Annotated in this window: 34 protein-coding genes; 15 read left to right on the forward strand and 19 right to left on the reverse strand. The window is 72.9% G+C overall.

The window, feature by feature from the left end; genetic code table 11:
* Window positions 1-294 precede the first annotated feature (294 nt).
* The gene (locus ACIRRH_RS18915; protein WP_403068270.1) at window positions 295-480 is read right to left on the reverse strand and encodes a DUF397 domain-containing protein; all 186 of its coding nucleotides are present in this window, start codon (window positions 478-480) and stop codon (window positions 295-297) included.
* Between the two features lie 3 nt (window positions 481-483).
* Complete coding sequence (locus ACIRRH_RS18920; RefSeq protein ID WP_403068273.1) at window positions 484-1,335, reverse strand: helix-turn-helix domain-containing protein; 852 nt, start codon at window positions 1,333-1,335, stop codon at window positions 484-486.
* 229 nt (window positions 1,336-1,564) lie between these two features.
* On the opposite strand from ACIRRH_RS18920, the gene ACIRRH_RS18925 reads away from it, so the two are divergent.
* The 4 genes from ACIRRH_RS18925 (at window position 1,565) to ACIRRH_RS18940 (ending at window position 3,878) form a co-directional block, all read left to right on the forward strand.
* Window positions 1,565-1,927 (forward strand): ATP-binding protein, encoded by a 363-nt coding sequence (locus ACIRRH_RS18925; protein WP_403068276.1) that lies wholly within the window; start codon window positions 1,565-1,567, stop codon window positions 1,925-1,927.
* Window positions 1,924-2,187: a hypothetical protein gene (locus tag ACIRRH_RS18930; protein ID WP_403068278.1), complete on the forward strand. Its 264-nt coding sequence runs from the start codon at window positions 1,924-1,926 to the stop codon at window positions 2,185-2,187. Before ACIRRH_RS18925 ends, ACIRRH_RS18930 begins: the two co-directional genes overlap by 4 nt.
* 42 nt (window positions 2,188-2,229) lie before the next feature.
* Complete coding sequence (locus ACIRRH_RS18935) at window positions 2,230-2,616, forward strand: hypothetical protein (protein WP_403068281.1); 387 nt, start codon at window positions 2,230-2,232, stop codon at window positions 2,614-2,616.
* Window positions 2,617-2,843: 227 nt separating this feature from the next.
* On the forward strand, window positions 2,844-3,878 hold the full coding sequence (locus ACIRRH_RS18940) for a 2-dehydropantoate 2-reductase (protein ID WP_403068284.1): 1,035 nt from the start codon (window positions 2,844-2,846) through the stop codon (window positions 3,876-3,878).
* A gap of 18 nt (window positions 3,879-3,896) precedes the next feature.
* On the opposite strand, the gene ACIRRH_RS18945 is transcribed toward ACIRRH_RS18940, so the two are convergent.
* Window positions 3,897-4,415, reverse strand: coding sequence for an SMI1/KNR4 family protein (locus ACIRRH_RS18945; RefSeq protein ID WP_403068287.1), 519 nt, complete (start codon window positions 4,413-4,415; stop codon window positions 3,897-3,899).
* Window positions 4,416-4,604: 189 nt separating this feature from the next.
* Between ACIRRH_RS18945 and ACIRRH_RS18950 the strand changes: the two genes are divergently transcribed.
* Window positions 4,605-4,940 carry an NIPSNAP family protein gene (locus ACIRRH_RS18950; protein WP_403068290.1) on the forward strand — a complete coding sequence of 112 codons (336 nt, stop codon included), beginning with the start codon at window positions 4,605-4,607 and terminating at the stop codon, window positions 4,938-4,940.
* Window positions 4,941-5,021: 81 nt separating this feature from the next.
* Here the strand turns inward: ACIRRH_RS18950 and ACIRRH_RS18955 are convergent, their stop codons facing one another.
* A complete protein-coding gene (locus ACIRRH_RS18955; RefSeq protein ID WP_403068293.1) occupies window positions 5,022-5,477 on the reverse strand; it encodes a MarR family winged helix-turn-helix transcriptional regulator in 456 nt (151 codons plus the stop codon).
* Between the two features lie 188 nt (window positions 5,478-5,665).
* Here ACIRRH_RS18955 and ACIRRH_RS18960 point away from each other — a divergent pair, with 188 nt between their 5' ends.
* On the forward strand, window positions 5,666-7,132 hold the full coding sequence (locus tag ACIRRH_RS18960) for an MFS transporter (protein ID WP_403068580.1): 1,467 nt from the start codon (window positions 5,666-5,668) through the stop codon (window positions 7,130-7,132).
* Between the two features lie 98 nt (window positions 7,133-7,230).
* Here the strand turns inward: ACIRRH_RS18960 and ACIRRH_RS18965 are convergent, their stop codons facing one another.
* A complete protein-coding gene (locus ACIRRH_RS18965; protein ID WP_403068296.1) occupies window positions 7,231-8,076 on the reverse strand; it encodes an SDR family oxidoreductase in 846 nt (281 codons plus the stop codon).
* Window positions 8,077-8,169: 93 nt separating this feature from the next.
* Here ACIRRH_RS18965 and ACIRRH_RS18970 point away from each other — a divergent pair, with 93 nt between their 5' ends.
* The gene (locus tag ACIRRH_RS18970; protein WP_403068299.1) at window positions 8,170-8,760 is read left to right on the forward strand and encodes a TetR/AcrR family transcriptional regulator; all 591 of its coding nucleotides are present in this window, start codon (window positions 8,170-8,172) and stop codon (window positions 8,758-8,760) included.
* 36 nt (window positions 8,761-8,796) lie between these two features.
* On the opposite strand, the gene ACIRRH_RS18975 is transcribed toward ACIRRH_RS18970, so the two are convergent.
* Window positions 8,797-9,504 (reverse strand): TetR/AcrR family transcriptional regulator, encoded by a 708-nt coding sequence (locus ACIRRH_RS18975; RefSeq protein WP_403068302.1) that lies wholly within the window; start codon window positions 9,502-9,504, stop codon window positions 8,797-8,799.
* Window positions 9,505-9,583: 79 nt separating this feature from the next.
* Between ACIRRH_RS18975 and ACIRRH_RS18980 the strand changes: the two genes are divergently transcribed.
* Both ACIRRH_RS18980 and ACIRRH_RS18985 read left to right on the forward strand, forming a co-directional pair.
* Entirely contained in the window at window positions 9,584-10,516 is a 933-nt protein-coding gene (locus ACIRRH_RS18980; protein ID WP_403068305.1) for a zinc-binding dehydrogenase, read from the forward strand.
* 313 nt (window positions 10,517-10,829) lie between these two features.
* Window positions 10,830-11,438, forward strand: coding sequence for a hypothetical protein (locus ACIRRH_RS18985; protein ID WP_403068307.1), 609 nt, complete (start codon window positions 10,830-10,832; stop codon window positions 11,436-11,438).
* Here ACIRRH_RS18985 and ACIRRH_RS18990 read toward each other — a convergent pair.
* The 4 genes from ACIRRH_RS18990 to ACIRRH_RS19005 all read right to left on the reverse strand — a co-directional run bounded on the left by ACIRRH_RS18990 (window position 11,419) and on the right by ACIRRH_RS19005 (window position 15,046).
* Window positions 11,419-12,297 carry an NmrA family NAD(P)-binding protein gene (locus ACIRRH_RS18990; RefSeq protein WP_403068310.1) on the reverse strand — a complete coding sequence of 293 codons (879 nt, stop codon included), beginning with the start codon at window positions 12,295-12,297 and terminating at the stop codon, window positions 11,419-11,421. The two genes, ACIRRH_RS18985 and ACIRRH_RS18990, sit on opposite strands and share 20 nt — an antisense overlap.
* A gap of 43 nt (window positions 12,298-12,340) precedes the next feature.
* On the reverse strand, window positions 12,341-12,922 hold the full coding sequence (locus ACIRRH_RS18995; protein ID WP_403068313.1) for a hypothetical protein: 582 nt from the start codon (window positions 12,920-12,922) through the stop codon (window positions 12,341-12,343).
* A 52-nt stretch (window positions 12,923-12,974) separates the two neighbouring features.
* On the reverse strand, window positions 12,975-13,529 hold the full coding sequence (locus ACIRRH_RS19000; protein ID WP_403068316.1) for a hypothetical protein: 555 nt from the start codon (window positions 13,527-13,529) through the stop codon (window positions 12,975-12,977).
* A gap of 197 nt (window positions 13,530-13,726) precedes the next feature.
* Window positions 13,727-15,046: a LuxR C-terminal-related transcriptional regulator gene (locus ACIRRH_RS19005; RefSeq protein ID WP_403068319.1), complete on the reverse strand. Its 1,320-nt coding sequence runs from the start codon at window positions 15,044-15,046 to the stop codon at window positions 13,727-13,729.
* Window positions 15,047-15,223: 177 nt separating this feature from the next.
* Here ACIRRH_RS19005 and ACIRRH_RS19010 point away from each other — a divergent pair, with 177 nt between their 5' ends.
* Window positions 15,224-15,409: a hypothetical protein gene (locus ACIRRH_RS19010; protein WP_403068322.1), complete on the forward strand. Its 186-nt coding sequence runs from the start codon at window positions 15,224-15,226 to the stop codon at window positions 15,407-15,409.
* Between the two features lie 314 nt (window positions 15,410-15,723).
* On the opposite strand, the gene ACIRRH_RS19015 is transcribed toward ACIRRH_RS19010, so the two are convergent.
* Window positions 15,724-16,287: a hypothetical protein gene (locus ACIRRH_RS19015; protein WP_403068325.1), complete on the reverse strand. Its 564-nt coding sequence runs from the start codon at window positions 16,285-16,287 to the stop codon at window positions 15,724-15,726.
* Window positions 16,288-16,437: 150 nt separating this feature from the next.
* Entirely contained in the window at window positions 16,438-17,205 is a 768-nt protein-coding gene (locus ACIRRH_RS19020; RefSeq protein WP_403068328.1) for a CDP-alcohol phosphatidyltransferase family protein, read from the reverse strand.
* Window positions 17,206-17,543: 338 nt separating this feature from the next.
* Here ACIRRH_RS19020 and ACIRRH_RS19025 point away from each other — a divergent pair, with 338 nt between their 5' ends.
* Complete coding sequence (locus ACIRRH_RS19025; protein ID WP_403068331.1) at window positions 17,544-18,119, forward strand: NUDIX hydrolase; 576 nt, start codon at window positions 17,544-17,546, stop codon at window positions 18,117-18,119.
* 40 nt (window positions 18,120-18,159) lie between these two features.
* The gene (locus tag ACIRRH_RS19030; RefSeq protein ID WP_403068334.1) at window positions 18,160-18,843 is read left to right on the forward strand and encodes an HAD family hydrolase; all 684 of its coding nucleotides are present in this window, start codon (window positions 18,160-18,162) and stop codon (window positions 18,841-18,843) included.
* A 7-nt stretch (window positions 18,844-18,850) separates the two neighbouring features.
* On the opposite strand, the gene ACIRRH_RS19035 is transcribed toward ACIRRH_RS19030, so the two are convergent.
* The 5 genes from ACIRRH_RS19035 to ACIRRH_RS19055 all read right to left on the reverse strand — a co-directional run bounded on the left by ACIRRH_RS19035 (window position 18,851) and on the right by ACIRRH_RS19055 (window position 22,392).
* A complete protein-coding gene (locus ACIRRH_RS19035; protein ID WP_403068337.1) occupies window positions 18,851-19,555 on the reverse strand; it encodes a YidC/Oxa1 family membrane protein insertase in 705 nt (234 codons plus the stop codon).
* Between the two features lie 109 nt (window positions 19,556-19,664).
* Window positions 19,665-19,958 carry a DUF6412 domain-containing protein gene (locus tag ACIRRH_RS19040; protein ID WP_363385871.1) on the reverse strand — a complete coding sequence of 98 codons (294 nt, stop codon included), beginning with the start codon at window positions 19,956-19,958 and terminating at the stop codon, window positions 19,665-19,667.
* Window positions 19,959-20,050: 92 nt separating this feature from the next.
* Window positions 20,051-20,560: a hypothetical protein gene (locus tag ACIRRH_RS19045; protein WP_403068341.1), complete on the reverse strand. Its 510-nt coding sequence runs from the start codon at window positions 20,558-20,560 to the stop codon at window positions 20,051-20,053.
* A gap of 17 nt (window positions 20,561-20,577) precedes the next feature.
* Window positions 20,578-21,975, reverse strand: coding sequence for a hypothetical protein (locus ACIRRH_RS19050; RefSeq protein ID WP_403068344.1), 1,398 nt, complete (start codon window positions 21,973-21,975; stop codon window positions 20,578-20,580).
* A gap of 3 nt (window positions 21,976-21,978) precedes the next feature.
* Window positions 21,979-22,392, reverse strand: a complete 414-nt coding sequence (locus ACIRRH_RS19055; protein ID WP_403068347.1) for a hypothetical protein — start codon at window positions 22,390-22,392, stop codon at window positions 21,979-21,981.
* A 136-nt stretch (window positions 22,393-22,528) separates the two neighbouring features.
* On the opposite strand from ACIRRH_RS19055, the gene ACIRRH_RS19060 reads away from it, so the two are divergent.
* A complete protein-coding gene (locus ACIRRH_RS19060) occupies window positions 22,529-22,813 on the forward strand; it encodes a type II toxin-antitoxin system Phd/YefM family antitoxin (RefSeq protein WP_063349249.1) in 285 nt (94 codons plus the stop codon).
* The gene (locus ACIRRH_RS19065) at window positions 22,806-23,228 is read left to right on the forward strand and encodes a type II toxin-antitoxin system VapC family toxin (RefSeq protein ID WP_403068350.1); all 423 of its coding nucleotides are present in this window, start codon (window positions 22,806-22,808) and stop codon (window positions 23,226-23,228) included. Before ACIRRH_RS19060 ends, ACIRRH_RS19065 begins: the two co-directional genes overlap by 8 nt.
* On the opposite strand, the gene ACIRRH_RS19070 is transcribed toward ACIRRH_RS19065, so the two are convergent.
* Together ACIRRH_RS19070 and ACIRRH_RS19075 are read right to left on the reverse strand one after the other, a co-directional pair.
* The gene (locus ACIRRH_RS19070) at window positions 23,215-23,709 is read right to left on the reverse strand and encodes a hypothetical protein (RefSeq protein ID WP_403068353.1); all 495 of its coding nucleotides are present in this window, start codon (window positions 23,707-23,709) and stop codon (window positions 23,215-23,217) included. The genes ACIRRH_RS19065 and ACIRRH_RS19070 overlap by 14 nt on opposite strands.
* A gap of 57 nt (window positions 23,710-23,766) precedes the next feature.
* Window positions 23,767-24,843 (reverse strand): Gfo/Idh/MocA family oxidoreductase, encoded by a 1,077-nt coding sequence (locus ACIRRH_RS19075; RefSeq protein WP_403068356.1) that lies wholly within the window; start codon window positions 24,841-24,843, stop codon window positions 23,767-23,769.
* A gap of 214 nt (window positions 24,844-25,057) precedes the next feature.
* Between ACIRRH_RS19075 and ACIRRH_RS19080 the strand changes: the two genes are divergently transcribed.
* A complete protein-coding gene (locus ACIRRH_RS19080; protein WP_403068359.1) occupies window positions 25,058-25,837 on the forward strand; it encodes an HAD-IIA family hydrolase in 780 nt (259 codons plus the stop codon).
* Window positions 25,838-25,900: the final 63 nt, after the last annotated feature.

The raw sequence follows: 25,900 nt of genomic DNA on the forward strand, positions 1-25,900 counted from the left end.
GAACGGGAACGCGGAAGGGTCCGGCACCTGTGTAGGTGCCGGACCCTTCCGACGGTGGAGCGCCAGGCCCGGGTTGCACGGACTCTTCCTACTGAAAGTAGGACGTGCTCTGGTAGCACCGCTGACGCCTGACGAGGACTCATGTTCCTCGCGACATCAGGAATATTAGCAGCTCAGTGCCGGTGTTCCGAATCGTGGTCCCGGAGCAGCCGGGCCGGGAGGTACGGGGGCTCGACATGGGGGCGATTGAAACACCGGCCGGGGGCGGAGGGCCCGGCCGGTGCAGCGGGGGAGTCAGACGTCGAACTCGCCGTTGCGGATGGCGGACACGAGGTCGCGCCATTCGTCGGGGGTGAGTTGGGCGATGGCGTCGGGCAGGAGGCTGCTGCGGACGTAGACGGCGTCGGGGCCTATGGATACCTCCGGGCAGGCGTTGGCATCCGCGCAGGCCTTGGGGCGCTTCCAGTGAATGGTTTCCATGGATTAGAGCTCTTTCTTGATAAGCCTGATGGCGTCACGAGACTTGCTCTCGGACAGGGAGCGCTTGGTCATCGTCTCGATGATGTGACGGTAGTTCTCCAGCTGCTTCTGCTCGTGCAAGAACGCAGGACCGCCTACGGCGTCGAGCTGTACGGTGTCCAAGCGGGGCACTGGGCCCTTCACGTAGAAGATGCCTTGACCTGCGCCGATGAATCCGTCAGAGCTGAAGCTGATGACCCGGAGTGTGACGTGCGGCAGCTCCGAGAACTCAAGCAGTTTGTCGAGCTGTTGCCTTGCGGCATCCCGACCGCCGAACAGCATGCGCAGAGCCGCTTCGTGGACCAGCGCCGAGTATGGCGGCGCTCCTTCACGCATCAGCACTTCCGAGCGCTTGAGTCGGTGCTCAAGTCGGGCTTCGAGAAGGCGTGGTGGCAAGGGCGGGTAGACCTCGCCGAAGATAGCCCTTGAGTAGGCCTCTGTCTGCATGGCGCCGGGGCAATGTGAAACCTGGTAGGTAAGCATCCCCCGGGAGAAGTGCTCCATCTCCGCAATGTCGAGGAAGCCGACCGGAACCGAGCCGCGGAAGTCTTCCCACCAGCCTCTGTGGCGCTCCTCGGCCATGGCGGCGAGCGCCTCGATGTAGGCGGTGTCGCCCTCCTGGAAGTCGGAGGCGAGCATCCTCACGCGCTCGGCACTGATCGAGTACTGCCCCTTCTCGACCTGCGTGATCTTCGTTCGGGCAAGCCCAAACAGCGCGGCAGCCTCGGCAGTTGTGCGGCCGGCGGAGTCGCGCATCTTCCGCAGCTCGATGCCGACTCGTTCCTGCCGGGCGGAAGGGGTGGTTCGTGGTGGCATGCCCCAAGCATCCATCGCGATTCGGCGAGGGGTCCAGCAATCCATCGATCGAGTGAAGCGCGGGGTAGAAGTACCCCAACATGTACCCCCAGTGCCCTACAGTCGGTGACGCACCGATCACCGATGTGGGCGTCAGTAACGCTGCTTCGCACCGCAGAGCACCCATGCCCGGACTGGCTCACGGCGACAGCTCGCTCGGTTCACCCTTCCATTCCCCCTGGGAGACACTGTGCGTAACCTCAACTCCCCCTCCCTCACCCTCTCCCGCGACGCCCTCCGCGACGGGATGACCAGCGCGGGCTGGCCGCCCTCCCTCATCGCGGACGCCGAACTCGCCATGGTCGAACTCATCGTCAACGCCTGGCGGCACGGCGGGACGACCTCCCCGGTCATCCTGATCCACCACCGCGCGAACACCCTCCGGGTCGCCGTCTCCGACCGCAGCCCGCTCCTCCCGGAGCAGGGGCCCCTCTCCCTCCTCTCCGAGACCGGCCGGGGCCTCCAGCTCGTTGCCGGCCTCACCCACCGCTGGGGCGTCGACCCCCAACAGCTCGGCAAAACGGTCTGGTTCGAGCTGGACGGTGCCGCGTGAGCGCCCACCACCCCATCCACCCCGCCGACCCGGCCCTGCTCCACCTCACCTCGCGCCAGGTCGCCGAACTGATCGTGGAACTCCGCACCGAAGGCCGCGAGTTCGGCCTCCTCTGGCCCTCGGCCACCCCGGGTGACACCAATCTCCACGGCCGTCGCCTGATCGACGTCGGCAACATCCCGGCCAGCACCCTGATCAACCTCCTCGCGCTCATCCGCGAGTACAAGCGCAACCGGGACGTCCACCGCAGGGCGGAGTGACGACATCTTCCCGGATCAGCCCAGCTCTGTGATCCTGTTCGGATGCTGCTCCCCGACGCCGCCTCGCAGGCCCATCTGATCGAAGTCGTCCGGATCGCCGACCCGAGGAGCGCCTACGGTTCGGACTCCGTAACCGGCGAGACCCTCGCCGTCTGGGAGGCGGAGCACCTCCGCTCCGCCCTCGACCTGATCGGCAGGCTGCCGGAAGGCGAACTGCGGCGCTGCTTCGAGCCCGGCTACGGCATCCGGGCCCACGCCCCCGACGGGCTCCTCCTCGAAATCTCCTTCTGCTTCAGCTGCCACGGCGCCTGGCTGGCAGGCCCCGGAGTGCCGGCCGACCTCCGGGGCATGCAGAGCTTCGACGCCGACAGCCCGCCCGCCCGCGAGCTGCTCGACCGCTTCCGCGCGTCCGCCGCCGCTCCGGCGTGACGCCTCATCCCTGATCGGACCGACCGCAACCCCAGGAGCATGCCGCTGCCGCCGGTGTTCGACTCTGGGAGACCGCGCTGACCACCCGTGGCCAGCTCGGGACTCCGCTGGCGGGCTGGCTCCAGGCCCGCCCGCTGTGGGACCACATCACCGTCTCCGACCCCGGCCTCTTCGACTGACCGGCCCCCGTACCCCACGCCCTTCCGCCCTCGCCCCGGAGCCGTCCCGTGTCCACCACTCCCGCCCGGAGCAAGCTCCGGATCACCGTGTTCGGTGCCGGTTCCATCGGCTGCCACCTCGGCGGCATGCTCGCCGCGACCGCCGAGGTGACCCTGATCGGCCGGCCGGCGGCGATGGCGGCGATCGACGCGGACGGGCTGACCCTCACCGGCCCGGGCGGGGCCCGCCGCGAGATGCGGGACGTGACCGCCGCCGCCGACCCGAAGGCCGCGGCCGGCGCCGACTACGTCCTGGTCACGGTGAAGTCCGCCGACACCGCGACCGTCGCCCGGGAACTCGCCCCGCGCCTCGGGCCCGACACGGTGGTGGTGAGCTTCCAGAACGGCCTGCGCAATCCCGGGGTCCTCGCGGCCGCGCTGCCGTCCCACCGGGTGCTGGCCGGAATGGTCCCGTACAACGTGGTGCGGACCGGCCCCGCCGCCTTCCACCAGGGCAGCGGCGGGTCGCTGATGCTGGCCGCCGGGGAGGGCGCGGACGCCCTCGCCGACGCGGCCCGGGCGAACGGTCTGCTGTTGGAGCTGCGGTCCGACATGCCGGCCGTCCAGGCGGCGAAGCTGCTCATGAACCTCAACAACGCGGTCAACGCGCTCTCCGGCCTGCCGCTGCGCGAGCAGGTCGGGCAGCGGGCGTACCGGCTGTGCGTGGCGCGCTGCCAGCGGGAGGCGCTGGCGGCGTTCCGGGCCGCCGGAATCGCGCCGGCGCGGCTCGGCCCGGTGGCATCGGGGCTGATGCCACGGGTGCTCGGCCTGCCGGACGTCCTGTTCCAGCGGCTGGCCGGGGCCAGCCTGCGGATCGACGCCACCGCCCGCTCCTCGATGTGGGAGGACCTCCAGCGCGGACGCCCCACCGAGATCGACTCGCTCCAGGGCGAGATCGTCGCCCTCGCCGAACGCCACGGTCTCACCGCCCCCGCCAACGCCCGCCTCATCACCCTCGTCCGCGAAGCCGAGGCGGCCGCCCCTGGCACCGCCCCCACCTGGGCCGGCCCCGCCCTCCTCGCCGAACTCACCTCAGCCGGCTGACAGCCGGCCCGGCCGTGGCTAGGCCAGCGGCCGGTAGAACGGGCGGTCCGGGGCGAAGTTGTGGGAGTGCACCGTGACGTCCTCGCCCCGGAGGTACGCCAGCATCCAGTCGCCGAACGTCAACTCGTAGGACACGAACTCCAGCGTGTCCGTCTCCAGCACGCCCACGCCCCACGGCGACGACGGCTCGTCGGGCACCCGCAGGAAGACGAACTCGCCCGTGGTGGCCGTGGCGATCGGCAGCAGTTCGCCGGGGCCCGACCCTGCCGGGGCGGGAAGGAACTCCGCTTCGTCCTCGTCGCGCCAGAGTTCGAGCGACTCCTCGATCTTCTCGCCCAGGTTCCTGATCGGATGGCCGGGGTGCTCCAGGTACAGCTGCTTGTTGATCTCCACCGGGCCGTAGGCGTCGGTGAAGTCCCGGAAGTCGGCGGGAAGGCAGACCCCGAGTTCCTGTTCCAGCCGCACCCACGGGGCGGGGTCGGACCAGTTGAAGCGCGGCTCTCCCAGTAGTGCCCTGAGTTCCCCGAGTGTCGCCATCGCTCTCCCCTTCCGTGCGGACCCGGCCGAAGGCTACAGCCCGCTGCTGACACGCGAGGGCCGGCGCCCGCGCGGGAAGTCGGACCGGCCGACGTCCCGCGCGACTCTCCCGCTCCCGCGTAGGCTTCCGCCCCGACCGGGGGATGGGTCTTCGGTCTCACATGCCGTCAAGTACCGGGAGGAATCACCGTGATACTGGAACTCCGCACCTACCGTCTCAAGCCGGGCACCCGCGCGGACTTCGTCCGGGTGATGGCCGAGGAGGCCGTCCCGCTCCTCCAGGCGGCCGGGATCCGGGTCGTCGACCACGGGGCGTCGCTGGTGGACGAGGACGGGCACGAGGAGGCGTACCTGATCCGGGCGTTCGACTCGATCGAGCAGCACCGCTCGCAGGAGGACGCCTTCTACGGCAGCGACATCTGGCGGCAGGGGCCGCGCGAGGCGATCGTCTCGCGCATCGAGAGCCTGCACTCGATCGTGGTCGAGGTCGCCGACGGCGCCGTCGAGCTGTTCAAGCGCTCCTGATTCCGCGGGGCTTCACCGTCCGGGACCCCGGCAGGTCTCGGGCCTGAAGCCGCCCCCGCCCCGTCGCCCCGGCCCGTTCTCTCAGCTCCGCGGCCAGGGGCGGCCGTCGAGTCGCTCGATCCCGGTGTTGAAGCGGCGCAGGAAGCCGGCGAAGGAGGCGATGTCCTCCTCCGGCCAGTCCGTCATCACGAGGTTCAGCGCCCGTACGTGCGCCTCGCGTTCCGTGTCCAGCCGGCGCCGGCCCTCCTCCGTGAGGCGGAACTTGCGGGCGATCCCGCCGTCCGGGTCCGGGATGCGTTCGAGCAGTCCCGCGCTCTTCAGGGCCGCCGTCTGCCGGTTGAGGGTGGAGACGTCCAGGGCGAAGGCGTCGCTCAACTGCCCGATGGACATGGGCCCCTCGGCGTCGACCCGGCTGAGCAGGATGTAGGCGCTGCGTTCGAGCTGGCTGCCCTCGGGCCTGGCGTTGACCTGGCTGAGGTCGCGGTGCCGGGCGAACACCAGGAATTCGAGGGCGACCTCGTGCGTGGGGCTGGTCATGTCGAAGTCCCTTCATCACCGCTTCGACCTGCGGGTTCTCCGTGGATCACCCTTCAGTATGCCAGAGGCGTGCGCGTCACACATGATGTGCAGAGAGCACATCATGTGTAAGCTGACCGTCTTGTGTTTCATGCACATCGTGTGTTTTGGGCACACTCCTGCTCTTCGACTGCCCGAGGAGGCCCGTCATCAACGGCCCCGCCCCCGCTCCCCGCACCGGTCCGATCGTCGCGACGCTCGCCTTCACCGGCACCGTCGCCGCGATCATGCAGACCCTGGTCACCCCACTGATCAGTGAGCTCCCGCAACTCCTGCACACCACCGCGTCCAACGCCTCCTGGGTCATCACCGCGACCCTGCTCTCCGCCGCCGTCTTCGTCCCGATCAGCGGCCGCCTCGGCGACCTCCTGGGCAAGCGGACGATGCTCATCGCCTCCTGCGTCCCGCTGCTGCTCGGCTCGGTGCTGTGTGCGGTGGCCGACTCCGTGGTGCCGATGATCGCCGGACGGGCCCTTCAGGGCATGGGCATGGGCTTGGTGCCGATCGGCATCAGCCTGCTGCGCGACGTCCTGCCGCCCGAGCGGCTCGGCTCGGCGATCGCACTGGTCAGCGCCTCCATGGGCATCGGCGGCGGCCTCGGCCTGCCGATCGCGGCCGGCGTCGCCGACTACGCCAGCTGGCGCGTGCTGTTCTGGGGCACCGCCGTGCTGACCGTCGTCATCATCGGCATGCTCTGGACCGTCATCCCGGCCCCGGCGCCGGCCGGCCGCCCCGCCGGTGGCCGCTTCGACTTCGTCGGCGCGATCGGCCTGAGCGTCGGCCTGGTCTGCCTGCTGCTGCCCGTCTCCAAGGGCGGGGACTGGGGCTGGGGCAGCACCGGGACCCTCGGCCTGTTCACCGCCTCCGCGGCGATCCTGATGCTCTGGGCCCGCTGGGAGCTGCGCGTGACCGACCCGCTGGTGGACCTGCGGGTCACCGCGCGCCCGAGGGTGCTGCTGACCAACGCCGCCTCCGTCCTGGTCGGCTTCGGCATGTACGCCCAGGCGCTGATCGTGCCGCAGCTGCTCCAGCTGCCGACGGCCACCGGCTACGGGCTGGGGCAGTCGATGCTGGCGATGGGCCTGTGGATGGCGCCCGGCGGGCTGATGATGATGGTCGTCTCCCCGTTCGGCGGCAAGCTGTCGGCCGCGCGCGGACCGAAGTTCACCCTGGTCGCCGGGGCGCTGACGATCGCCGTCGGGTACGGGCTGGCGCTGCCGCTGATGGGCTCCACCTGGGGCGTGCTGATCGTGACGATCGTCTGCAACAGCGGCGTCGGCCTGGCCTACGGTGCGATGCCCGCGCTGATCATGAGCGCGGTGCCGCTGTCCGCGACGGCCTCGGCGAACAGCTTCAACACCCTGATGCGCTCGCTGGGCACCTCGGTGTCCGCCGCCGTGATGGGCGTGGTGCTGTCGCAGATGACCGTCACCCTGGGCGGCCACACCCTGCCCTCGGAGAGCGGCTTCCGGGTCGGCCTGGTGATCGGCTGCGGCGTCGCCCTGATCGCGGCCGCCGTCGCCGCCGTCATCCCCGCGCCGCCCGCTCCCCAGCTGCGGGCCGTTCCGGCCCCGGAGGCGGCGGACGCCGAGGCGGCCAAGCCGGCCACCGCCTGAGCCCTGCCCGGGTGAGCCCCGTCCCGGGCGCGCGCCGCGCTTGGTGTGCTTCGTGCGCTTCGTGCGCTTCGTGCGCGCCCGGGACTGCCGCGCCGGCTCTACCGGAAGGCCGGCAGGTTGCGCTCGACCCAGGCCCGGAAGGGTGCGGCCGGGCGGTGCAGCACGGCCGCCACGTCCGGGCTGACCGCCTGCTCGGCCGGGAGCGGGGCGCCGAGCACGTCCAGGGTCCCGGCGATCACCTGCTCCGGCATGAACTGCGCCAGGTGGGCGTGGGCCTGCTCCCGGGTCAGCTCCACGAAGGCCACCTCCTCGCCCAGTGCCTCGGCGATGACCTCGGCCTGCCGGCGCGGCCCGATCGCCTCGGGGCCGGTCAGTTCGTAGCTGCGGCCGCTGTGCCCGTCCTCGCGCAGCACGGCCGCGGCGACCGCCGCGATGTCCGCCGGGTCGACGACGGGCAGCGCCACCTCGCCGAACGGCGCGAAGACCGTCCGCTTCGTACGGACCGTCTCTGCCCAGGCGAAGGCGTTGGAGGCGAAGCCGCCGGGGCGCAGGACGGTGAAGTCCCGTCCGGAGGTGCGGACGGCGGCCTCGAACTCCCGCAGCCGGGCGTGCGAGGGCGCGTCCGGCCTGGTGGCGCCGACCTGCGAGGAGACCAGGACGATCCGCTCCACCCCGGCGTCCGCGATCGTCCTCAGCAGGGCGTCCGGGCTCTCGCCGTGGCTGTTGAGCTCGCCGCCCAGCAGGACGAACAGCGCGCGGGACCCTTCGAGGGCCGGGCGCAGGCCGGCGGCGTCGCCGAGGCCGCCCCGGGCCCAGCGGACCCCGGCCGCCGGGTGGGCGGGCTGCGGCTGCCGGGACACGGCGACCACCTGCTCGCCCGCCTCGGCCAGCAGCTCCACCAGCGTCCGGCCGACGTTGCCGGTCGCGCCCGTCACTGTGATCATTTCCGCCCCCATGAATGAGTTAGTTGGCTGACTTAGAACTGGCCCGGGGGAGACCGTAGCCGCCTTCCCGGGCGGCTGTCTATAGTCAGTCGGATGACTGACTCAGTGAACCGGCGTACGGCGGCGTCGCAGAAGCGCCGGCGGCTCACCGCGGCCGCGGCCCGGGTCCTGCACGAACAGGGCGTCGAACGCACCACCCTCGCCGACATCGCGCGCGAGGCGGACGTCCCGGTCGGGAACGTCTACTACTACTTCAAGACCAAGGACGAGCTGGTCCGCGCCGCGCTCTCCGAGCACAGCGCACACCTGGACGAACTCACCGACCGGCTGGAGCGCTTGCCCGACCCGCTGGACCGCCTCAAGGCGCTGGTCGAGGCCTGGGTCGGCCGGCGCGACACCGCCGCGCGGCACGGCTGCCCGACCGGCACCCTGGCCGTCGAACTCGACAAGCGCGCCGACGGGGACCTCGACGCGGAGGCGGGCGCGGTGATCCGGCGGCTGCTCGACTGGGCCGCGGGCCAGTTCCGCGAGCTTGGCCTGCCCGACCCGGACGGCCTGGCGCTCACCCTGGTCGCGGGCTACCAGGGCATGTCCCTGCTCGCCAACGCCCTGCGCGACCCGGAGGTCATGACCCGCGAAGGGGCTCGCCTGCTGCGCTGGCTCGACTCCCTGCGGGCCGCGTAGGCCTGTCCGGCGCCGCTCGACCCTGCTCGGCCCTGCTCAGCCCCGTCGCGGCTCGACCGTCGCCGCGAGCGCGCCCGGCAGTTCGGCGCAGGCCGCCCGGAGTCGCCGCGCGAGGTCCGCGCGGGTGTGCCCGGACGGCTGTGCCACCCAGCCGTCCATCGCCTGGTGGAACGCGGCGACCAGCATGTCCACCGCCAGCCGGGCGCGCAGCCCGGCGCCGGCCGGGGGTCCGTCGAGGACGAACCGGCGGCTGACCGTCGACACCGCCTCCCGGGTCGTCCGCTCGCAGAAGGCCAGTCCGTGGGCGTCCATCGAGGGCGTCCGGGCGGCCAGCCGGCGGCTCGCCAGGGCGCGTTCGGCCCAGCCGTCGGCCGGCATCCGGTCGATCGCCTCGGCGAGGGTCTCCTCCAGGACGGCCATCAGCCTGCCGTCGCCCGGCGGGCGGCTCTCCAGTACCTCCAGGAACATCGCCCACAGGTCCTGGGTGGGGGCCATCGCGACGTCTTCCTTGCTGGTGAACGCGCGGAAGAAGGTCCGCTTGGAGACCTCGACGGCCTCGCACAGCCGGTCCAGCGTCACCCCGTCGAAGCCGTGCTCGCCGAACAGCTCCAGGGCGGTGTCGATCAGCGCCTGACGGGTGCGCAGCTTCTTGCGCTCGCGCAGCGGGAGTGTGGCGCCCGGGGTCTCGGGGGCCTGTCCGGCGCCCCGCTCCGGTGCCGTGGCGGTGGCCTTCTCGGGAGTCATCGCGGTCAGTCTAGTCCGGACCGTAGTGCCACCTGTAGGCTTATGCCACTCAGTGGCAGAATTTTGGGGAGGATTTTCCATGCGTGCACTCCTGGTCGACCGCTCGGCCCCCGGCGGCCTGCGCCTCGGCACGGCTCCGGACCCCGAACCGGCACCCCACCAGGCGCTGGTCCGGGTCACCGCGACCTCGCTCAACTACGGCGAGGTCGCCTTCGGCCTGGACACGGCCCCCGACGGCACCGTCCTCGGCTGGGACGCCGCCGGAATCGTGGAACGCGCCGCCGCCGACGGCTCCGGCCCCGCCGCGGGAACCCCGGTGGTCACCCTGATGCCCGCCGGCGGCTGGGCCGAACTGCGGGCGGTGGACACCGGGTTGATCGGCGTCGCGCCCGCCGGCGCCGACCTCGGCGCCCTCGCCACCATCCCGGTCGCCGCCGCCAGCGCCCTGCGCGCGCTGCACCGCATCGGCCCGCTGCTCGGCCGCAGCGTCCTGGTCACCGGCGCCACCGGCGGCGTCGGCCGCTACGCCGTCCAGCTCGCCCGGGTGGCGGGCGCGCACGTCGTGGCGTCCACCGGCTCGCCCGCCCGCAACGGCGAACTGCTGCGCGGCCTCGGCGCCCACGAGGTGATCGCCTCTCCGAAGGAGACCGCCGGACCGGTCGACGGTGTGGTCGACCTCGTCGGCGGCCCCCAACTGGTCGAGGCCTACCAGGCGTTGGCCCCGGGCGGCACCCTGGTCGCCACCGGCCACAGCTCCGGGCAGGGGGAGGACTTCGCGTTCGGCACCCTCTTCGGCGACGCGGCCCGGCACGACCGCTCGGTGGTCTCCTTCTACCTGCTCGCCTGCGCCGGCCTCGACCGCGACCTCGGCTGGCTCGCCCACCGGGTGGCGGCGGGCGAGCTGGACCCGGGCATCACCTGGCGCGGCGACTGGGACGACGCGGCCGAGGCGGTCGACGCCCTGCTCGGGCGCCGGCTGCACGGCAAGGCGGTGCTGACCATCGGCTCCTGAGGCTCCCGGGACTCCTGGAGTTTCGCGGGCTCCCGAGGCCTGTCCTCGGACCCGTCCGGGTCCCTGCCGGTCCGCGCTCGCGCGGTCCGGCCCACTCGGACGGGTCAGGAGCTGTCGCTGTGGAGCGGGATGTTGCCAAGCATGGGGACGTACGGGCCCCTCGGCCGCCGAACTCCGACCAGGAGAGGGATCCTCGGTGCGTGAACTCCACAGTCCCCCCAGCCACGGCCGAACCGGCCACCGCCCGCTGCCCGGGCGTCCGCCGCTCGTCCGTTCCCCGGGCGGCGACCGGCCACCGGCCCGGAGCTGGACGGTGCAGCGCACGGTCGCGCTGATCGCGGCGGCATCCGGTGCCGTCGTGCTCGCGGCCTGCGGCAGCAGCCCGTCGGGCACGGCGGCCGGCTCACCGCCGGCCACCCCGCCCAACGCGAGCGCCTTCTCCGGCGAGCCGCCCTCCGCCATCGCCTCCGCCGCGGAGTCGCTGCTCGCCTCGGCGTCGGCCGCGGCGGCCTCGGCGGCGGTGGCCTCCTCCGAAGCCGCCGCCTCCAACGCCGCGGCGGCGTCCGCCTTCGAGGCGTCCGTCTCGGCCCAGCAGGCGATGACCAGGGAGAAGGCCACCTCGGTGCTCAGCGGGGTACCGGACGGCGGCAACGCGGTGAACGACATCACCATCACCGGCCTCGCGCGGCAGAACACCGGAGGCCTGCACGCCGTGGTCGTCACCATCCAGAATTCGGGGCCCAACGCGGCCTCCTACGCGGTCCAGGTCGACTTCACCGACAGCAGCGGCAAGGCGGTGGACAGCGCCGTCGTCGGCGCCGAGAACGTCCCGGCGAACGGCAAGGCCCAGCCCGTCGCCTTCAGCAGGCAGCCGGCCGACATGACCCTGCTGCCGGTGGTGGTCAAGGCCGTCCGCTACTGACGGCGGTCGCCTCGGCCCCGGCCCACCGGAAGTCCGCCGCGTGATCCCGCACCCAGCTGCGGACATCGCGCGGCGGACGCCCGAGCACCTCCTGCACGGTGCCGGTCACCCGCTCCGGCTCGCGCGTGAACGACTCCCAGGCGCGCAGCCGGGCCTCCACGAACGCCGCGTTCCCCCAGGCCGCCGTCAGCTGCTCGCGGGCCGTCTGCGGCGGCAGCTCCTCCCACCGCACCGCGACGCCCAGCTCCTCGCCGATGATCCCGGCCAGCTCGGCGTGCGAGAGCGACTCCGGGCCGGTGACCACGTAGGCGGCGCCCTCGTGCCCGTCCTCGGTGAGCGCCCGCACCACGACGTCCGCGATGTCCCGCTCGTGAACCAGCGAACGCCGCGCCCGCCCGTACGGCCAGCGGACCACGCCCTCCCGTACCTGGTCGGCCCAGGCCAGCAGGTTGCCCGCGAAGTCGATCGCCCGGACGAAGGTCCAGCCCAGGTCCGACTGCCGGATCAGCCGCTCGACCTCCTGGTGGAAGATCACGGCCGGCTCGTCGTCGGCGAGGTCCGCCACGTCCGCCGAGAGGTAGACGACACGCCGGGCGTGCCGGGCGATCAGCTCCACCACCCGGGGCTGCACGGGCAGCCCGGGCCACATCAGGTAGACCGCCTCCACCCCGCCGGCCAGCGCCGGCTCCAGGCTGTCGGGCTCCGTCAGGTCGCCCTGGACGGCCTCGACCCCCTTGGGGAGTTGCGTTTTCGACGCGTCCCGCACCAACGCCCGTACCGCGTGGCCGCCTTCGGCCAGCGAGGCCACAACGTGCCTGCCCACACTGCCGGTTGCGCCGATCACCAGAATCTTGGTCATGCCCGGCCCCAACACCGCTCCGGCGGGGGCTATGCCCGGGCGGCTACCAGCCCGACCCCACCGGGCCGATGGCCGTCAGCCCCACCTGACGGGCCAGCCACTCGGCGCGTTCGACGTCGCCCGCGCGGAAGTGGATGAACAGCGTGTGGTCGCCCGCCGGGCGGTCGAAGTCGACGTTGCTGCTGTTGAGGGCGATCTGGACACCGGCGTTCTTGGAACGGAGATCCAGGCCCAGTTCGGGAACGGCCGGCCAGGCGAAGCCCTTCCAGGAGAGTGAGGCGGGCGAGGAGCCGAGCAGGCCGAGGAACCTGTCCTCGATCGACCCGACGGGCTGCTCGTCCAGCTGGAACGAGAACGGGGCCAGCGCGTCCACCCGGGGATCGTCCGCCGCCAACAGCCGCCGGACTTCGTCGTGCCCGACGCTCCGCTCCCGGTTGCCCGGGTACACGTGATTGGGAAAGGCCTCGAACAGCCGCCGGGCCTCCGCCGCCGTGAGCTCGTCCGCGTACCCGTGCGCCTCCGTGGAGCGGCGGTGCACGGTGATGCCCAGCAGCCGCCGGGCGGCGTCGTAGGCGGCCCACCGGTCGGGGGTGCGCAGGACCGGCAGGACGTTCGAGGTGCTCATGGCGGGGAGTCAATCAGATCGGGCGCGGACGGTCATGCGGATTTCCGGACGATCACCAGCCCAGCTCCACCGGCCCGATGGCCGTCAGCCCCACCTGCCGGGCCAGCCACTCGGCGCGCTCGACGTCGCCCGCGCGGAAGTGGATGAACAGCGTGTGGTCGCCCGCCGGGGCGTCGTAGTCGAGGCTGCGGTTGTTGAGGACGAGCTGGAGCGCGGTGTCCTTGTAGCGCGGCTCCAGGCCGAGTTCCGGGGCGGCGGGCCAGGCGAAGCCGTCCCAGGACAGCGAGGCGGTGACGGTCCCGACGACGTCGAGGAACTGCTCCTCGACCGCCCCGGCAGGCCGATCCTCCACGTTGAAGACGAACGGAGCCGGCTCCACTGCCGCCTCCTCGCCGGGCTCCGGGTGGCTCAGGTCGCCTCGGATCCCCACGTTCTCGGGAAAGGCCGCCCGCAGCGGACGGGCCTGTGCCGGGGTGAGTTGCGGCGCGTACGCCCTTACCTCGATCCCGCTGGGGGAGACGGCGAGGGCCAGCAGCCGCCGGGCGGCGTCGTAGGCGGCCCACCGGTCGGGGGTGTGCAGGACCGGCAGGACGTGCGAGGTGCTCATGGCGGGGGAGTCAAGCAGAACGGGACGGACGGGTCACGCGGGTTTCCGGTCGGCACACGACGACGGCCCCACCGGGCCGGCCGTCGCGCCGTGGGCCGTCCTCGCGGATCCCGAGGGCGACGAGTTCTGCGTCCTGCCGCCGAAGTCCTCCCTCGTCGGACAGGCCCGGCTCCGGGTTACGTCACGCCGCCGCCGGGTTACGTGACGCCGCTCGCGTCCTCCCGCTGCCGGGCCCGGTAGGCGCGGGAGCGGCAGCGGGGCGAGCAGTAGCGGGGCGGGCGGCCGCCCGGACGCTGGCCGTCGGGGGAGGAGGCGGGTGCCGTCAGCGGCTCGCCGCAGGCGGGGCAGGCTGCCGTCCGTACGGGCGCCGCCGGTGCGGGCTCCCCGGCTTCGACGGGCGGCGTGGCAGGCGCCGGGTGCGAGGTCAGGCCCAGCCGTTCCGCGACCACGCCGGCCTCGAAGCGGCTGTGCGCGCCGAGGCTGTCCAGCAGGTCCGAGACGTGGCGGCGGCAGGTGCGCAGGGAGATGCCGAGGCGGCGGGCGATGGACTCGTCCTTGAGGCCCTTCGCGAGCAGCACCAGGATGCTCTGCTTCATCGTCTTGGTGACGTCGTGCGCGGCCTGCGGGCCACTGGCGAACGGGGTTGCGTTCTCCCAGTCCCGTTCGAAGACCGTCAGCAGGTAGGAGAGCAGGTCGGGCTCCCGGATGATCAGCGCGCCGCCGGAACTGGCGGGCAGCAGGGCCAGCGAGCCGTCCACGATGATCAGCTGCGGCAGCACCTCCGGCAGGGTCCGGATCTCGGCGCCGGCCTCGATGAGCTGCTCCGCGTGCACCCGGGTGGGCTGGTCGAAGCGGGTCGCGTGCTGGTAGAGGCTGCGCATCCGGACGCCCCGGTCGAGCAGCGCCAGGTCGCGCGGCAGCGCCTCGCGCAGGGCGGCCGGGGGGAACGACCCGCCGTGCTTGGAGACCAGCACCTCGCTGCGGCAGGAGTCGATCACGTCGGCGAGCAGCGAGCGCACCGCGAACTTGTCCGGCAGCCGGTCGATGGTGCCCTGCGGGAAGGCGTGCTGGCGGGCCTGGAGATAGACGGGAACCAGCGCCGCGAGCCCGTCGCGCTGCTGCTGGATGAGCCGCCGCTGCTCGCGCAGGGCCTTCTCCCGGGCGCGCAGGGCGGTGTCGCGCGCGGAGAGCAGCTGTGCGGTCGCGGCCTGGGGGCTGACGGGCTGCCAGGCGACCGGGCGCTTGCCTGCGGGGTCCCCGTCCGTCGGGGCGTCGTCGGTCGGGCCTCCGGCCGCCGGGGCGTCGTCGGCGAACAGTTCCTGGAAGAGGCAGGCTCCGGTGAGCTGCCGGACGGCCGCCTCGCACTCCGGCAGGCCCAGGTCGGTCTCGGACGCCGCCTGGGCGAGGGTCGCGGGGGTGAGGCGCTCGTGCACCACCGTCCACCGGTAGAGCGTGACGGCCGCGCTGTCGAGTGCGGGTACGTCGGCGGTCGGGTCGGGGCCGGTCCCGGGCTCCATCGCATGCCTCCTAAAGCTGCCAGGCAGGCTCATGATCCCTTGCGGGGGATGCCGTGGCCATCCGCCGACTGGCAGGGTGACGATCACGGACCGGGCGATGCCGCGGGAACTGCGGAAACGTCCGAAACCTGTGGAACTGTCCCCGAAGTGATGGGAGCTGTCGTCATGCGAGGAATCGTGACGCGGACACTGGCCGCGGTCGCGTTGGGTGCCGCCGCCTGGCTGGGCGGAGTGGCTCCGGCCGGCGCCTCCGTGTTCGACGGCGCGACGGTGACGAACTCCGGCAACGGGGGCGGTGGCCACAGCTGCGTCCAGACGACGGCCTGGGGCGACGCCTGGTGTCCCGGTAAGCCGCTGAGCTGACGAGTCGTCTCGGGCGGCTCCCGTCTCCTCCTCTTCTCCGAAAGGAAGCCCTGTCATGCACATGGCCCTGAAGCGCCGCGTCCGTACCGCCACCACCACCGCCACCGGCCGGTCCGGCTCCGCCTCCTCCGCCGAGTCCGCGAGCCCCTCCGGTCGCTGAACCCGGCGAAGTGGCGCGCCCTGCACGGGAAGTCGGCAGAGTCGACTTCCCGTGCAGGGCGCGCCGCCGTTCCGGGCTCAACCGTCGACGCGCACCACGTACTCGCCGGTCGCCCAGACCTGCTGCATGGCGTCGTGCGCGGGCCGGCCGCGCCTCAGGCCGCGTGGGGGCGTGCGGCCGTTGTTGCGGTCGCCGTCGCCGGGTGCCGGCGGTGCCGGCGGTGGTACGACACGGTGACGGCCGCCAGCAGCGGGGCCCAGGCGACGGTCGGCAGGTAGAGGAAGCCGACCAGGAAGCGGCCGCGTGGGGTCATGTCCGTGCCCGGCATGGCCCACCAGGCGGCGAACGGCGTCCACAGCAGGGCCAGGCCGGCGGCGCCGAGCGAGGCCGCGACGACCACCGCGCGCGGGTTGACCGGGCGGCCGCCGAGGAACGGGATCCAGCGGGGCGGCACCGTGCCCCACGGGCGGACCAGCCCGATCGTGAGCAGCGCCAGCGCCTCGGTGCTCAGGCTCAGGAAGACCGGCCACACCGCGCCCGCCCCGGAGAAGCCCATCGCCCGGTAGCCCGCCTCGGTGTACCCGCCATGCCAGCCCGCCACCAGCCCGAGCCGCCACAGTCCGGAGGGCAGCGCGGTGACGGCGGCGAGGTGGGCGGCGCGCACGGCCCAGCGGGGCGGGGCGGGAACGGCGGTGGCGGCGGCGGGCGGGGTCGTCATGCCCTCACCCTCCCGCGCGGACCCGGCCCGCCGCGTCCGTCCGGCGGCGGGCTCGGCGCCGGGGCCTCCCCCGGGCGGGGGAGGGGCGCCTCGACCCCCGGGCGCAGGGCGACTCAGCCTTCGGGGCCCCCGCCCCGGGGCGCAGGCCGCTCAGCGCAGCCGCGAGGAGGACAGGATCGACGCCAGGTGCGCGACCACCATGCCCCAGGTGATCACCGCGATGCCCGCGAGCGACCACCGCGTGGCGCCCAGGTTGCCGAGTCCCGCGTCCACCGCGGCCGCCGCCAGCAGCACCAGCGAGGCCTCGATGCCGTTCGTCACCCGGTGGATCTTGAACAGCGAGGCGACCCTGCGGGCCGTCGCGATGCCCTGGGAGCGCGGCTGCGTCGACTCCTCGGTCGCCGGAAGCTGCCCGCTGCGGGCACGGGCCACGTCCACGAGGTCCGTCGAGGCCTTGAGCAGCACCACGCCCAGTGCGGCCGCCAGCCCCGCCGACACCCACAGCTCCGACCCGCCGCGGGCCGCCCGTACGCCCGCGCCGATCATCAGCGCGGCGTCCGCCAGATAGGCGCCGAGCCGGTCCACGTACACCCCGGCCATGCTGAACTGGCGTTTCCAGCGCGCCACTTCGCCGTCCACGCAGTCGAACAGCAGGAACAGCTGGAACAGCACGGCGGCCAGCACCGCACCGGTCAGGCCCGGGATCAGCAGGGCCGCGCCGCCGCCGACCCCGCACACCACCATCACCCAGGTCAGGGTGTTCGGCGACACCGAGGTGCGCACCAGCAGCCGGGTGGTCCGCAGCGAGATCCGCCGCATGTACAGCCGGCCCGCCCAGTGCTCGCCGTTGCGGCTCTGAAGCTTGGCCTGCGGCTGGCACACCTCGCGCAGCTCGGCGAGCGCCGGAGCAGCCACCATGACGACATCCCTCCACCTGTCCCGAAACGATCACCACAGGCTACGGCCTCCGGGGAAACGCCCGGACCAGCCGGTATGCCGCCGGCGGTACGGGAGACGTCCTCCGGTGGAACGTCTGCCGCGGACGTCCGCCGAAGCGTACGCAGGTCCGAGCGGGCCCGAGCGCCCGCAGGCGAAAACCGGTGGGCCGCCCGCGCGCCCCCGGCTAGGCTGCGCGGGTTCGCCGGAACCCGAAGCCCCGGGCCCGACCGCCGGCCCGACCACCCGCTCCCGCAAAGCCGGTTGACGCGGTCCGCGCGGTCCGCACGGCCCCGGAACGGAACGAGGAGTGCAGACCCATGGTGACCACGGGCGGCCCGTCGCAGAGCCCCGACCTGGCCCGACTGCTGGACGACCACCGCCCGCAGGGCCCGGTGGAGACCGCCGACCACGAGCGGGCCCGCCGCCTCCTCGACGTCGCCGACGCCTGGAACAGAGGCACCTTCCCGCTCCACTTCACCGCCTCCGCGCTGATCGTCCACCCGCCGACCCGCCGCGTCCTGCTGCGCTGGCACGTCCGCCAGCAGGCCTGGCTGCACGTCGGCGGCCACGGCGACCCGGGGGAGACCCGGCCGCTGGACATCGCCCTGCGCGAGGGCCTGGAGGAGACCGGCCTGCCCGACCTCGCCCCCTGGCCCGGCCCCGCCCTCGTCCACCTCGCCGTGGTGCCCGTCCCCGCCTCGCCCACCGAGCCCGCGCACGAGCACGCCGACCTGCGCTTCCTGCTGGCCACCGGCACCCCGGAGCAGGCTCGGCCCGAGAACCCGGCGTCCCCGCTGGAATGGCTCACCGTCGAGGAGGCCAAGCGCCGGACCACCGAGGAGAACCTCCGTGAGACCCTCGACCGCGCCGCCCTCCTGCTTCCGCCCGCCTGACCGACTTCCCCGGAGACCACCGGACCTTGGAGACCACCGCATGCACACCGACCAGACCCTGATCTTCGACGCCGACGACACGCTCTGGGAGAACAACGTCCTCTTCGAGCGGGTCATCGACGGCTTCCTGGACTGGGTCGCCACCCCGGCCGAACAGGAGCGCACCAGAGCCCTGCTGAACGAGATCGAGGCCGTCAACTCCGCCACCCTCGGCTACGGCGCCACCGTCTTCCGGCAGAGCCTCGCCGACTGCCTCCAGCAGCTCAACGGCCGCACCCCCACGGCGGACGAGCAGGCCCGGATCGACGACCTGCTCACCCCGCTGACCAGCCGCGACGTCGAACTGATCCCCGGCGTCGCCGACACCCTGGCCGCCCTCGCCGACCGCCACCACCTGCTCCTGCTCACCAAGGGCGACCAGGGCGAACAGCAGCGCAAGGTGACCGATTCCACCATCGACCACCACTTCCGCGGCATCCACATCGTCGCCGAGAAGTCGGTCGACACCTACCGGCAGCTCACCGCCGACCTCGACCTCGACCCCGGCCGGACCTGGATGATCGGCAACTCGCCCAAGTCCGACATCGCCCCCGCCCGCCGGGCCGGCCTGCGCACCGTCTTCATCCCGCACGAGCACACCTGGGTGCTGGAGCACGCGGAGCTCGGACCCGACGAGGCGACGCTGCAGCTCGGGGCCTTCCCCGAGCTGCTGCGCCACTTCTGACGGATCGTCAGGCAATCGGGAGGGTCGCCGGAACCGGCGCCCCGTCCCGGTACAGCCAGCCCCGCTCGGCGGCCGACCAGACGCCGGCCGTCAGCAGGTAGAGCGCGGCGGCCACCGGCACCAGCGCCGCGAACAGCACCGAACCGAACGACAGGTACGGCAGCAGCCCCGCCCCCGGCTGCGGGGCGGGCTGCGCCGTCGTCGCGGCCGCGGCCGCGCGTCGGGCCCGGCGGAAGTTGACGACCCCGACCGCCGCCAGCCCGGCGAACAGCACCCCGAACACCGCCCACTGCCCGGCGCCGTGCGCGCCCGTGACGTGCAGGCCCAGCGGCACGCCGAACAGGGTGTGGTCCAGCAGGTCGTTGGGGGTGGTGAACAGGCGGTACATCACCGAGAAGAACGGGATCTGCACCAGCACCGGCAGACACCCCGCGAACGGCGACACCTGCTCCTTCCGGTACATCTCGGCCAGCGCCTCCCGCAGCCTCTCCGGCCGGTCCTTGTGCTTCCTCCGCAGCGCGGTGACCTTCGGCGCCAGCCGCGCCCTGGCCTTCTCCCCGCGCGCCGCCGCCCGCGCCAGCGGATGCAGCGCCAGCCGGACGGCGACGGTGAACAGGACGATGGCCAGTGCGGTCGGCACCAGGTGGGCGACGGCGGCGACGACGGCGTGCGCCAGGGCGACGGCAGGGTCGAGAACGGCGAGAACGGACATGGTGAAGCGAGCCCTCCGGGGTCTCAGGACATGAGTGGTCGACGGAGGACGGCCGCGAAGAACGTCTTACGGATCTACGGATCTACGGATCTACGGATCTACGACGGAATCACGCGGCCGCCAGGGCCGCTCCCGGTGCCCTGGGGCGTCGCCTGCCCCGGGCGTCCGGGTCACGCTGCGGAAGGAACGCCGTACCGAACGCCCGACGCCGCAGCACCCCGCTGCGCACCGCCGCCGGCGCCCGCGCCCCCAACAACCGCGCCCCGGCCAGCGCCCCGGCGACCGCCCCGGCCACCAGCACCACGGCCGCGACGGCGGCAACGGACGCGAGCGTCCCGCTGTCGGCCACCAACTCCCCGGTCAACACCCGGAGCAGGCCCAGCAGCATCGCGACAACGGCCACGGCGCGCTCCCCCTCCCGGTGTTCCCTCGGCTTCCTGACGTACCAGCAGGACGAACCTGCGGGCTGCGGGGTTCCCGCTCTCGACCGAATCCCTATGGCGAATCCCCCGCCTCCACCCACACCCGCGTGCCCCCGTCTGCCTCCGACGCCAGCCAGAGCGTTGCCGCGAGCCGCTTGTTGTGCCCGGGCAGCGGCTCGGCGAGGAAGGAGCCCTCCCGCAGCGGTCCCGCGCCCCGCGGATCGGGCGCCCCGGCACGCTGAAGTCCTTCCACCGTGCCGTCGCCGACGTAGTTCTTGAAGCTCGGCTTCACCGTGACCCTCAGATCGGCGAGGAACCGCTCCTCCTCACCCGGCGGCAACCGGAACGAGAGGAACGCCGCGTCGTCCTGGAGCCCCTTCTGGTAGGCCCAGTGCACCTCGCTCGCCGACGCGGGCGGCCGAACCCGCGAGAACTCCGTGACGAACTCCGACGTGACCGTCATCCACGATCCGGGCCGCCCGCTGTCCGGTGCTGGATGCCGGTCCCACTCTCGCAACCAGTACAAGCCCCCCACCGCAGCCCCCACCAACGCCAGCGGCACAACAATCGCCAGCAGCAGCACCCATCGTTGCTTCCGCGTCACTGCGTCGGCCTCCCGGGATTGGTGGGGTCGTCGAGTTGGATGGTGATCGGCTTGGTTGTGCCGACGATGTCGAACTCCTGGGCAAGTCCCGTCTGGTGCAGCGTCGCCATGTCGTGGTCCGTGACGCTGGTGCCGGCGATCGGTGTGCTCTTGCCTTCATCCCAGTTGTAGCGGTCCCAGACGTTGACCTGGTACTGCAGCGACACCTGGGGCTTGCCGTCCGGCCCTGGGATGGCCGTCACCACTCCGGACGTGAGGTACTGGTGGCCTCCGATCGCCCGGTACCAGTTGAGATTCTCGAACTTCCGGGAACCAACCGGACTCTCGACGGGGATCGAGACCGGCACGCCTCCCGACTTCTCGAACGCCTCCACCGCGGCCTGACGCCACTTGTCCTTGTTGGCGGCCAGTTGGGCAGCTGCGCTCGCCTGGAAGTCGGCGTCTTCACGAAGCATGGGTTCGACGGCCAGATTGAGGGGCTTTCCGTCGCCGTCCAGGTAGTGCGCCATGTTGCGGGCGGCAGCCGGGTAGCCGGCGAGCGCACCGCCACCGACCATGGCTGCGACCTTCACTCGCATCATCTGGTCGGCGATGCCCGGTTCCCGGACTCCCCAGGGCCCGGCTCCCTTGTCCGGAGACGACCACTCATAGTCGGTCGGCCCCAGGATCCCGGCCTTGATCAGCTTGTCCGCATCGGCCGCGAGCAGCCCGGCCCGCAAGGCCGGATCGAGCGCGGCCCACCACTCCTTCCGGGCCTTGGGGTCGGTCGGCATGGCCATCGCCCCTTCCAGGTCGCTCAGGGCGTTGGCGGCCCCGTCGGGGTGCGCCGCCGGGTCGACGTCCTCCGGGTTGAGCGCGCGCAGGGCCGCGGCCACGGCGTTGTCGGCTTCGGTGGCCGCTGTCAGGGCCGCGGTCATGTCCCGGACGTGGTGCTGCAGTTCGTCCCACTTCCGCTTCTGGTACGCGATCGCCTCGGGGTCGTTGCGTTCCTCGGGCGGCAGGTCGGGCAGCGTGGCCGTGCCGTCGTCGGACACGGTCGCGCCGAGGGCCTCGGCGTCGCCGATCGCCCGCAGCAGCTTCTGCTGGGCCTCGGTGAAGGCCTTCCGGGCGCGGTGCAACGCGGCCGCGACGGCCAGCGCCTCGTAGTGGAAAGCGTGCAGTTCGTCGGTCAGGAGCCCGATTTCCCGGACCGCCTCGTCGGCGGCCGCGCCGGTCCAGGGCCGGCTCCCGGCGGCCGGGGCCGTGTACGGGCCGCCGCCCGAGAGGGGCCGGAGCACGCCGGACCGCATCTGGCCGGTGAGGTGCTCCATGTGGCCGGAGACGCCGGTCCAGGTGCCGCCCGCCTGGTCGAGGGAAGCGAAGGAGGCGTGGCGGAGCAGGGCGAAGGTCACCATGGTTCACGGCCCCTTGAAGTCGGCTGCGGCGGAGTTGTCGGCCGCGTGGTAGCTGCGTGCGGTGGCGTCCAGGCGGTCGGCGGTCAGGCCGAGCCGGTTGTCGAGGCTGGTCCAGCGTGCCTTCCACCAGGTGAGCGCCTGCGACAGCGCCGGTCCGCTGGCCCACCCCCCGCTCAGGGCCTGGACGGCCGCGGCGGTGTCGGGTTCGACACGGCTGACCGAGAACTGCAACTCACCCCGCAGTCGGCGTGATTCGCCGGCGCCCTGCTGGAGCACGGCCGGCTGCACCAGGACGGACGGGCCGGCAGCACCCGTCCAGGGCCCGGTCGTACGGGGTGGGCTGAGCGGATCCCGCGCGGGTGGAGCGTCCTGGCCGTAGAGCCATGGATTCTGATCCTTCTCGCCGGTGCCGGTCATGACAGAAGCCCCCCTCTGTTCGAACGATCGTGATCGAACCTAGCGGATCCGGCCCGGCGTGGGCGGGGTTTCGGGGGATCGCGCGGGGCTCGTGCGGGGTGTAGCCAGGGGTGCTACGCGGGGCTACCGTGGAGAGGTGAAGACGATTACCCAGCGGGAGTTCAGGAACAACTCCGCCGCGGTGATGGACGCGGTGGAGGCGGGGGAGACCTTCCACATCACCAGGAACGGGGTCGAGGTCGCGGAGCTGCGGCCGGTGTCGGGGCGGCGGCGGCTCACGGCGGAGGAGCTGGTGGCGCGGCACGTGAAGCTGCCGCGGGTGGACTACCAGCAGATGCGCAAGGAGGCCGAGGAGTACTTCGGGCCCGAGGAGCTGGTGGGGGACGAGGGCGACGACCCGTTCGAGCGGCGGCGTGGCTGAGCGCCGCAGAGCGCCCCGGCGCCGGCCGGCCGGGGTGCTGGACACGTGCGTCTACATCGACCTGGCGCTGCTCCACCCGTCCGACCTGCCGGCCGTGCCGGAGCTGACCGCGATCACCTTCGCCGAGCTGCAGCAGGGCGTGTCGATGGCCCGCGACCCGGCCAGCCGGGCGGCCCGGCTGGAGGTGCTGGGCGCGGCGATGGCGGACTTCGACCCGCTGCCCTTCGACGCGGCCGCCGCCGCCCGCTACGGGACGCTGGTCACCCTCACCATCGCCGCCGGGCGGCAGCCGCGCCCGCGCCGGATAGACCTGATGATCGCCGCGGTCGCCTCGGCCCACGGGCTGCCGCTGTACACCCGCAACGTGGCGGACTTCCGGGGGCTGGGCTCGGCGGTGGAGATCATCGGGGTGTGAGGGCGGCCGTCCCGGCGCGCTCGACCTCGTCCACCACGGCCGTCGCGGCCCGCATCGCGGCCGGGCGCCGCCGGGCCCGGGCGACCACCTGCCGGCCGTCTCCCTCCGGGTGGGCAGTGACCACGAAGTGCGGGCGGCCGGTCAGCTCGATGAAGAGCCAGCGGGACGTCAGGAACAGCACGACGACCGCGGCGGCGACGATCTCGTGGAAGGGGATGACGGCGAGGACGTTCAGCAGCTTCTCGACGAAGCCGCCCTGCGCGGGCTCCCGGTACTGGCCCGGCCGGTCGATCGCGACCATGACCGGTCGGCCGTCCGGCCCGGCCACCTGCACGCACCCGGTGAAGTAGGTCCGGTCGCCGCGGGCCCAGGCCCTGCGTTGGATCGCCATCATCCCGGGGTCGGAGCCTGCCTGGAGCTGCCGCTCCCGTTCCTCGTGTGCGGCCTTGCGTGCGGCCCGCCGCTCCCCCCTGGTGCTCATGGCGATCATGGTACGAGGCCGGGGCGGGGAGGGGGGACGCGGGCCGCACGGCCGTCCTCAGTTCAGGCGGACCGCCGTCCCCGTCGCGGCGGAGGCGCGGGCGGCCTCCAGCACGGCCAGGGTGGCGACCGCGTCGCGCGGGTCGACCGGGGGCGGGGTGCCCGGGGTGGTCAGGGCGGCGGCGATGCCCGTGTAGAAGGCGGGGTAGTCGCCCGGGTCGGTGGGCAGCGAGATCGCGGACTCGTCGGTGCCGAGGGTGCCGTAGTGCGAGGGCTGGTCGGTGCCCCAGGGGCGGCTGCCGTCCGGGCGCAGGCCCGCCCGCAGGTCGGCCTCCTGCGGGTCCATGCCGGGCTTGACGTAGCCGGCGGTGTCGCCGAGCACCCGCAGCCGGGGGCCGATCAGCGCGGTGACGGCGCTGGTCCACAGGTGCGAGCGGGTGCCGGAGGCGTGGGTGAGGGCGAGGAAGGCGTCGTCGTCCACCACCGCGCCGTCGCGCCGCACGTCGATCTCCGCGTACACCGTCTCGACCGGCCCGAACAGGGTCAGCGCCTGGTCGACCAGGTGGCTGCCCAGGTCGTACAGCGTGCCGCCGACCTCGGCCGGGTCGGCCAGCTCCCGCCAGCCCGGCTTGGGCTTGGGGCGGAAGCGCTCGAAGCGGGACTCGAAGCGGTGCACCCGGCCGAGCGCGCCGCCGCGCACCAGCCGGCTCGCGGTGAGGAAGTCGCCGTCCCAGCGCCGGTTGTGGAAGACCGAGAGCAGGACGCCCTGGTCCTCGGCGAGCCGGCACAGCTCCAGCGCCTCGGCGGCGGTGCCGGACAGCGGCTTGTCCACCACGGTGGCCAGGCCGGCCCGAAGGGCGGCGCGGGCGAGCGGCGCGTGGGTGCGGTTGGGGGAGGCGATGACGATCAGGTCGAGCGCGTCCGGGTCGGCGAGCAGCTGCTCGGGCGTGTCCACGGCGCGGGCGTCGGGGTGCTCGCGTGCCAGCCGGGCGCGCCGGTCGGGATTGGCGGTGACCACGGCGTCCAGCCGCAGCCCCGGCGTGGTGGCGATCAGCGGTGCGTGGAACGCGGAGCCGGCCAGGCCGTAGCCGATCAGGCCGACACGGAACGGACGGGAGGTCGTCTGCGGGTTCATGCGCCCACTCAATCACGAGGTGCCCGTTTGCTCCTGGTTCCGACGGAACTGCGGGGAGCGGCAGGTTGCGCAGGTGGAACTGGACCAGATTCCCAGCCCGACTACGCTGGTCGGCGTTGGGGCAGCCTGTGGCGCCCGGCCGGCCGATGGTGTCCGGTCCGGAGCGATGTGCGAGATCGTTCAGAGCTTTTGCAAGACCGAGGGAGACACCTACGTGGCAGAGCGCAAGCCCATTGAGTCGTGGCTGACCGACATGGACGGGGTCCTCATCCACGAGGGCACCCCGATCCCGGGGGCCGGCGAGTTCATCAGCAAGCTGCGGGAGTCCGGCAAGCCGTTCCTGGTACTGACCAACAACTCGATCTACACCCAGCGTGACCTCCACGCCCGGCTCGCCCGGATGGGACTCGACATCCCGGCCGAGAACATCTGGACGTCGGCGTTGGCCACCGCCAAGTTCCTCAGCACCCAGCGGCCGGGCGGCACCGCCTACGTGATCGGCGAGGCCGGCCTCACCACGGCGCTGCACGACGCCGGGTACGTGCTGACCGACAGCGAGCCCGACTTCGTCGTGCTCGGCGAGACCCGCACCTACTCCTTCGAGGCGCTCACCAAGGCGATCCGCCTGATCAACCAGGGCGCCCGGTTCATCTGCACCAACCCGGACGAGACCGGCCCCTCCACCGAGGGCGTGCTGCCGGCCACCGGCTCGGTCGCGGCCCTGATCACCAAGGCGACCGGTGTCGACCCGTACTTCGTCGGCAAGCCCAACCCGCTGATGATGCGCGAGGCGCTGAACACCGCGGGCGCCCACTCCGAGACGGCGGTGATGATCGGCGACCGGATGGACACCGACATCGTCGCGGGCATGGAGGCCGGCATGGAGACCATCCTGGTGCTCACCGGCCTGACCGCCGCCGCCGACGTGGAGCGCTTCCCGTACCGGCCGACCCGTGTGGTCAAGTCGATCGCGGACCTGGTCGAGCTGGTCTAGCCTCTGCGGTGCTGTCGTGGGCCCCGTTCCGGCCGGTCGCCGGGGCGGGGCCGCTTCGTACCT

This window comes from Kitasatospora sp. NPDC101235 (assembly GCF_044767505.1).
Taxonomy (GTDB): Bacteria; Actinomycetota; Actinomycetes; order Streptomycetales; family Streptomycetaceae; genus Kitasatospora.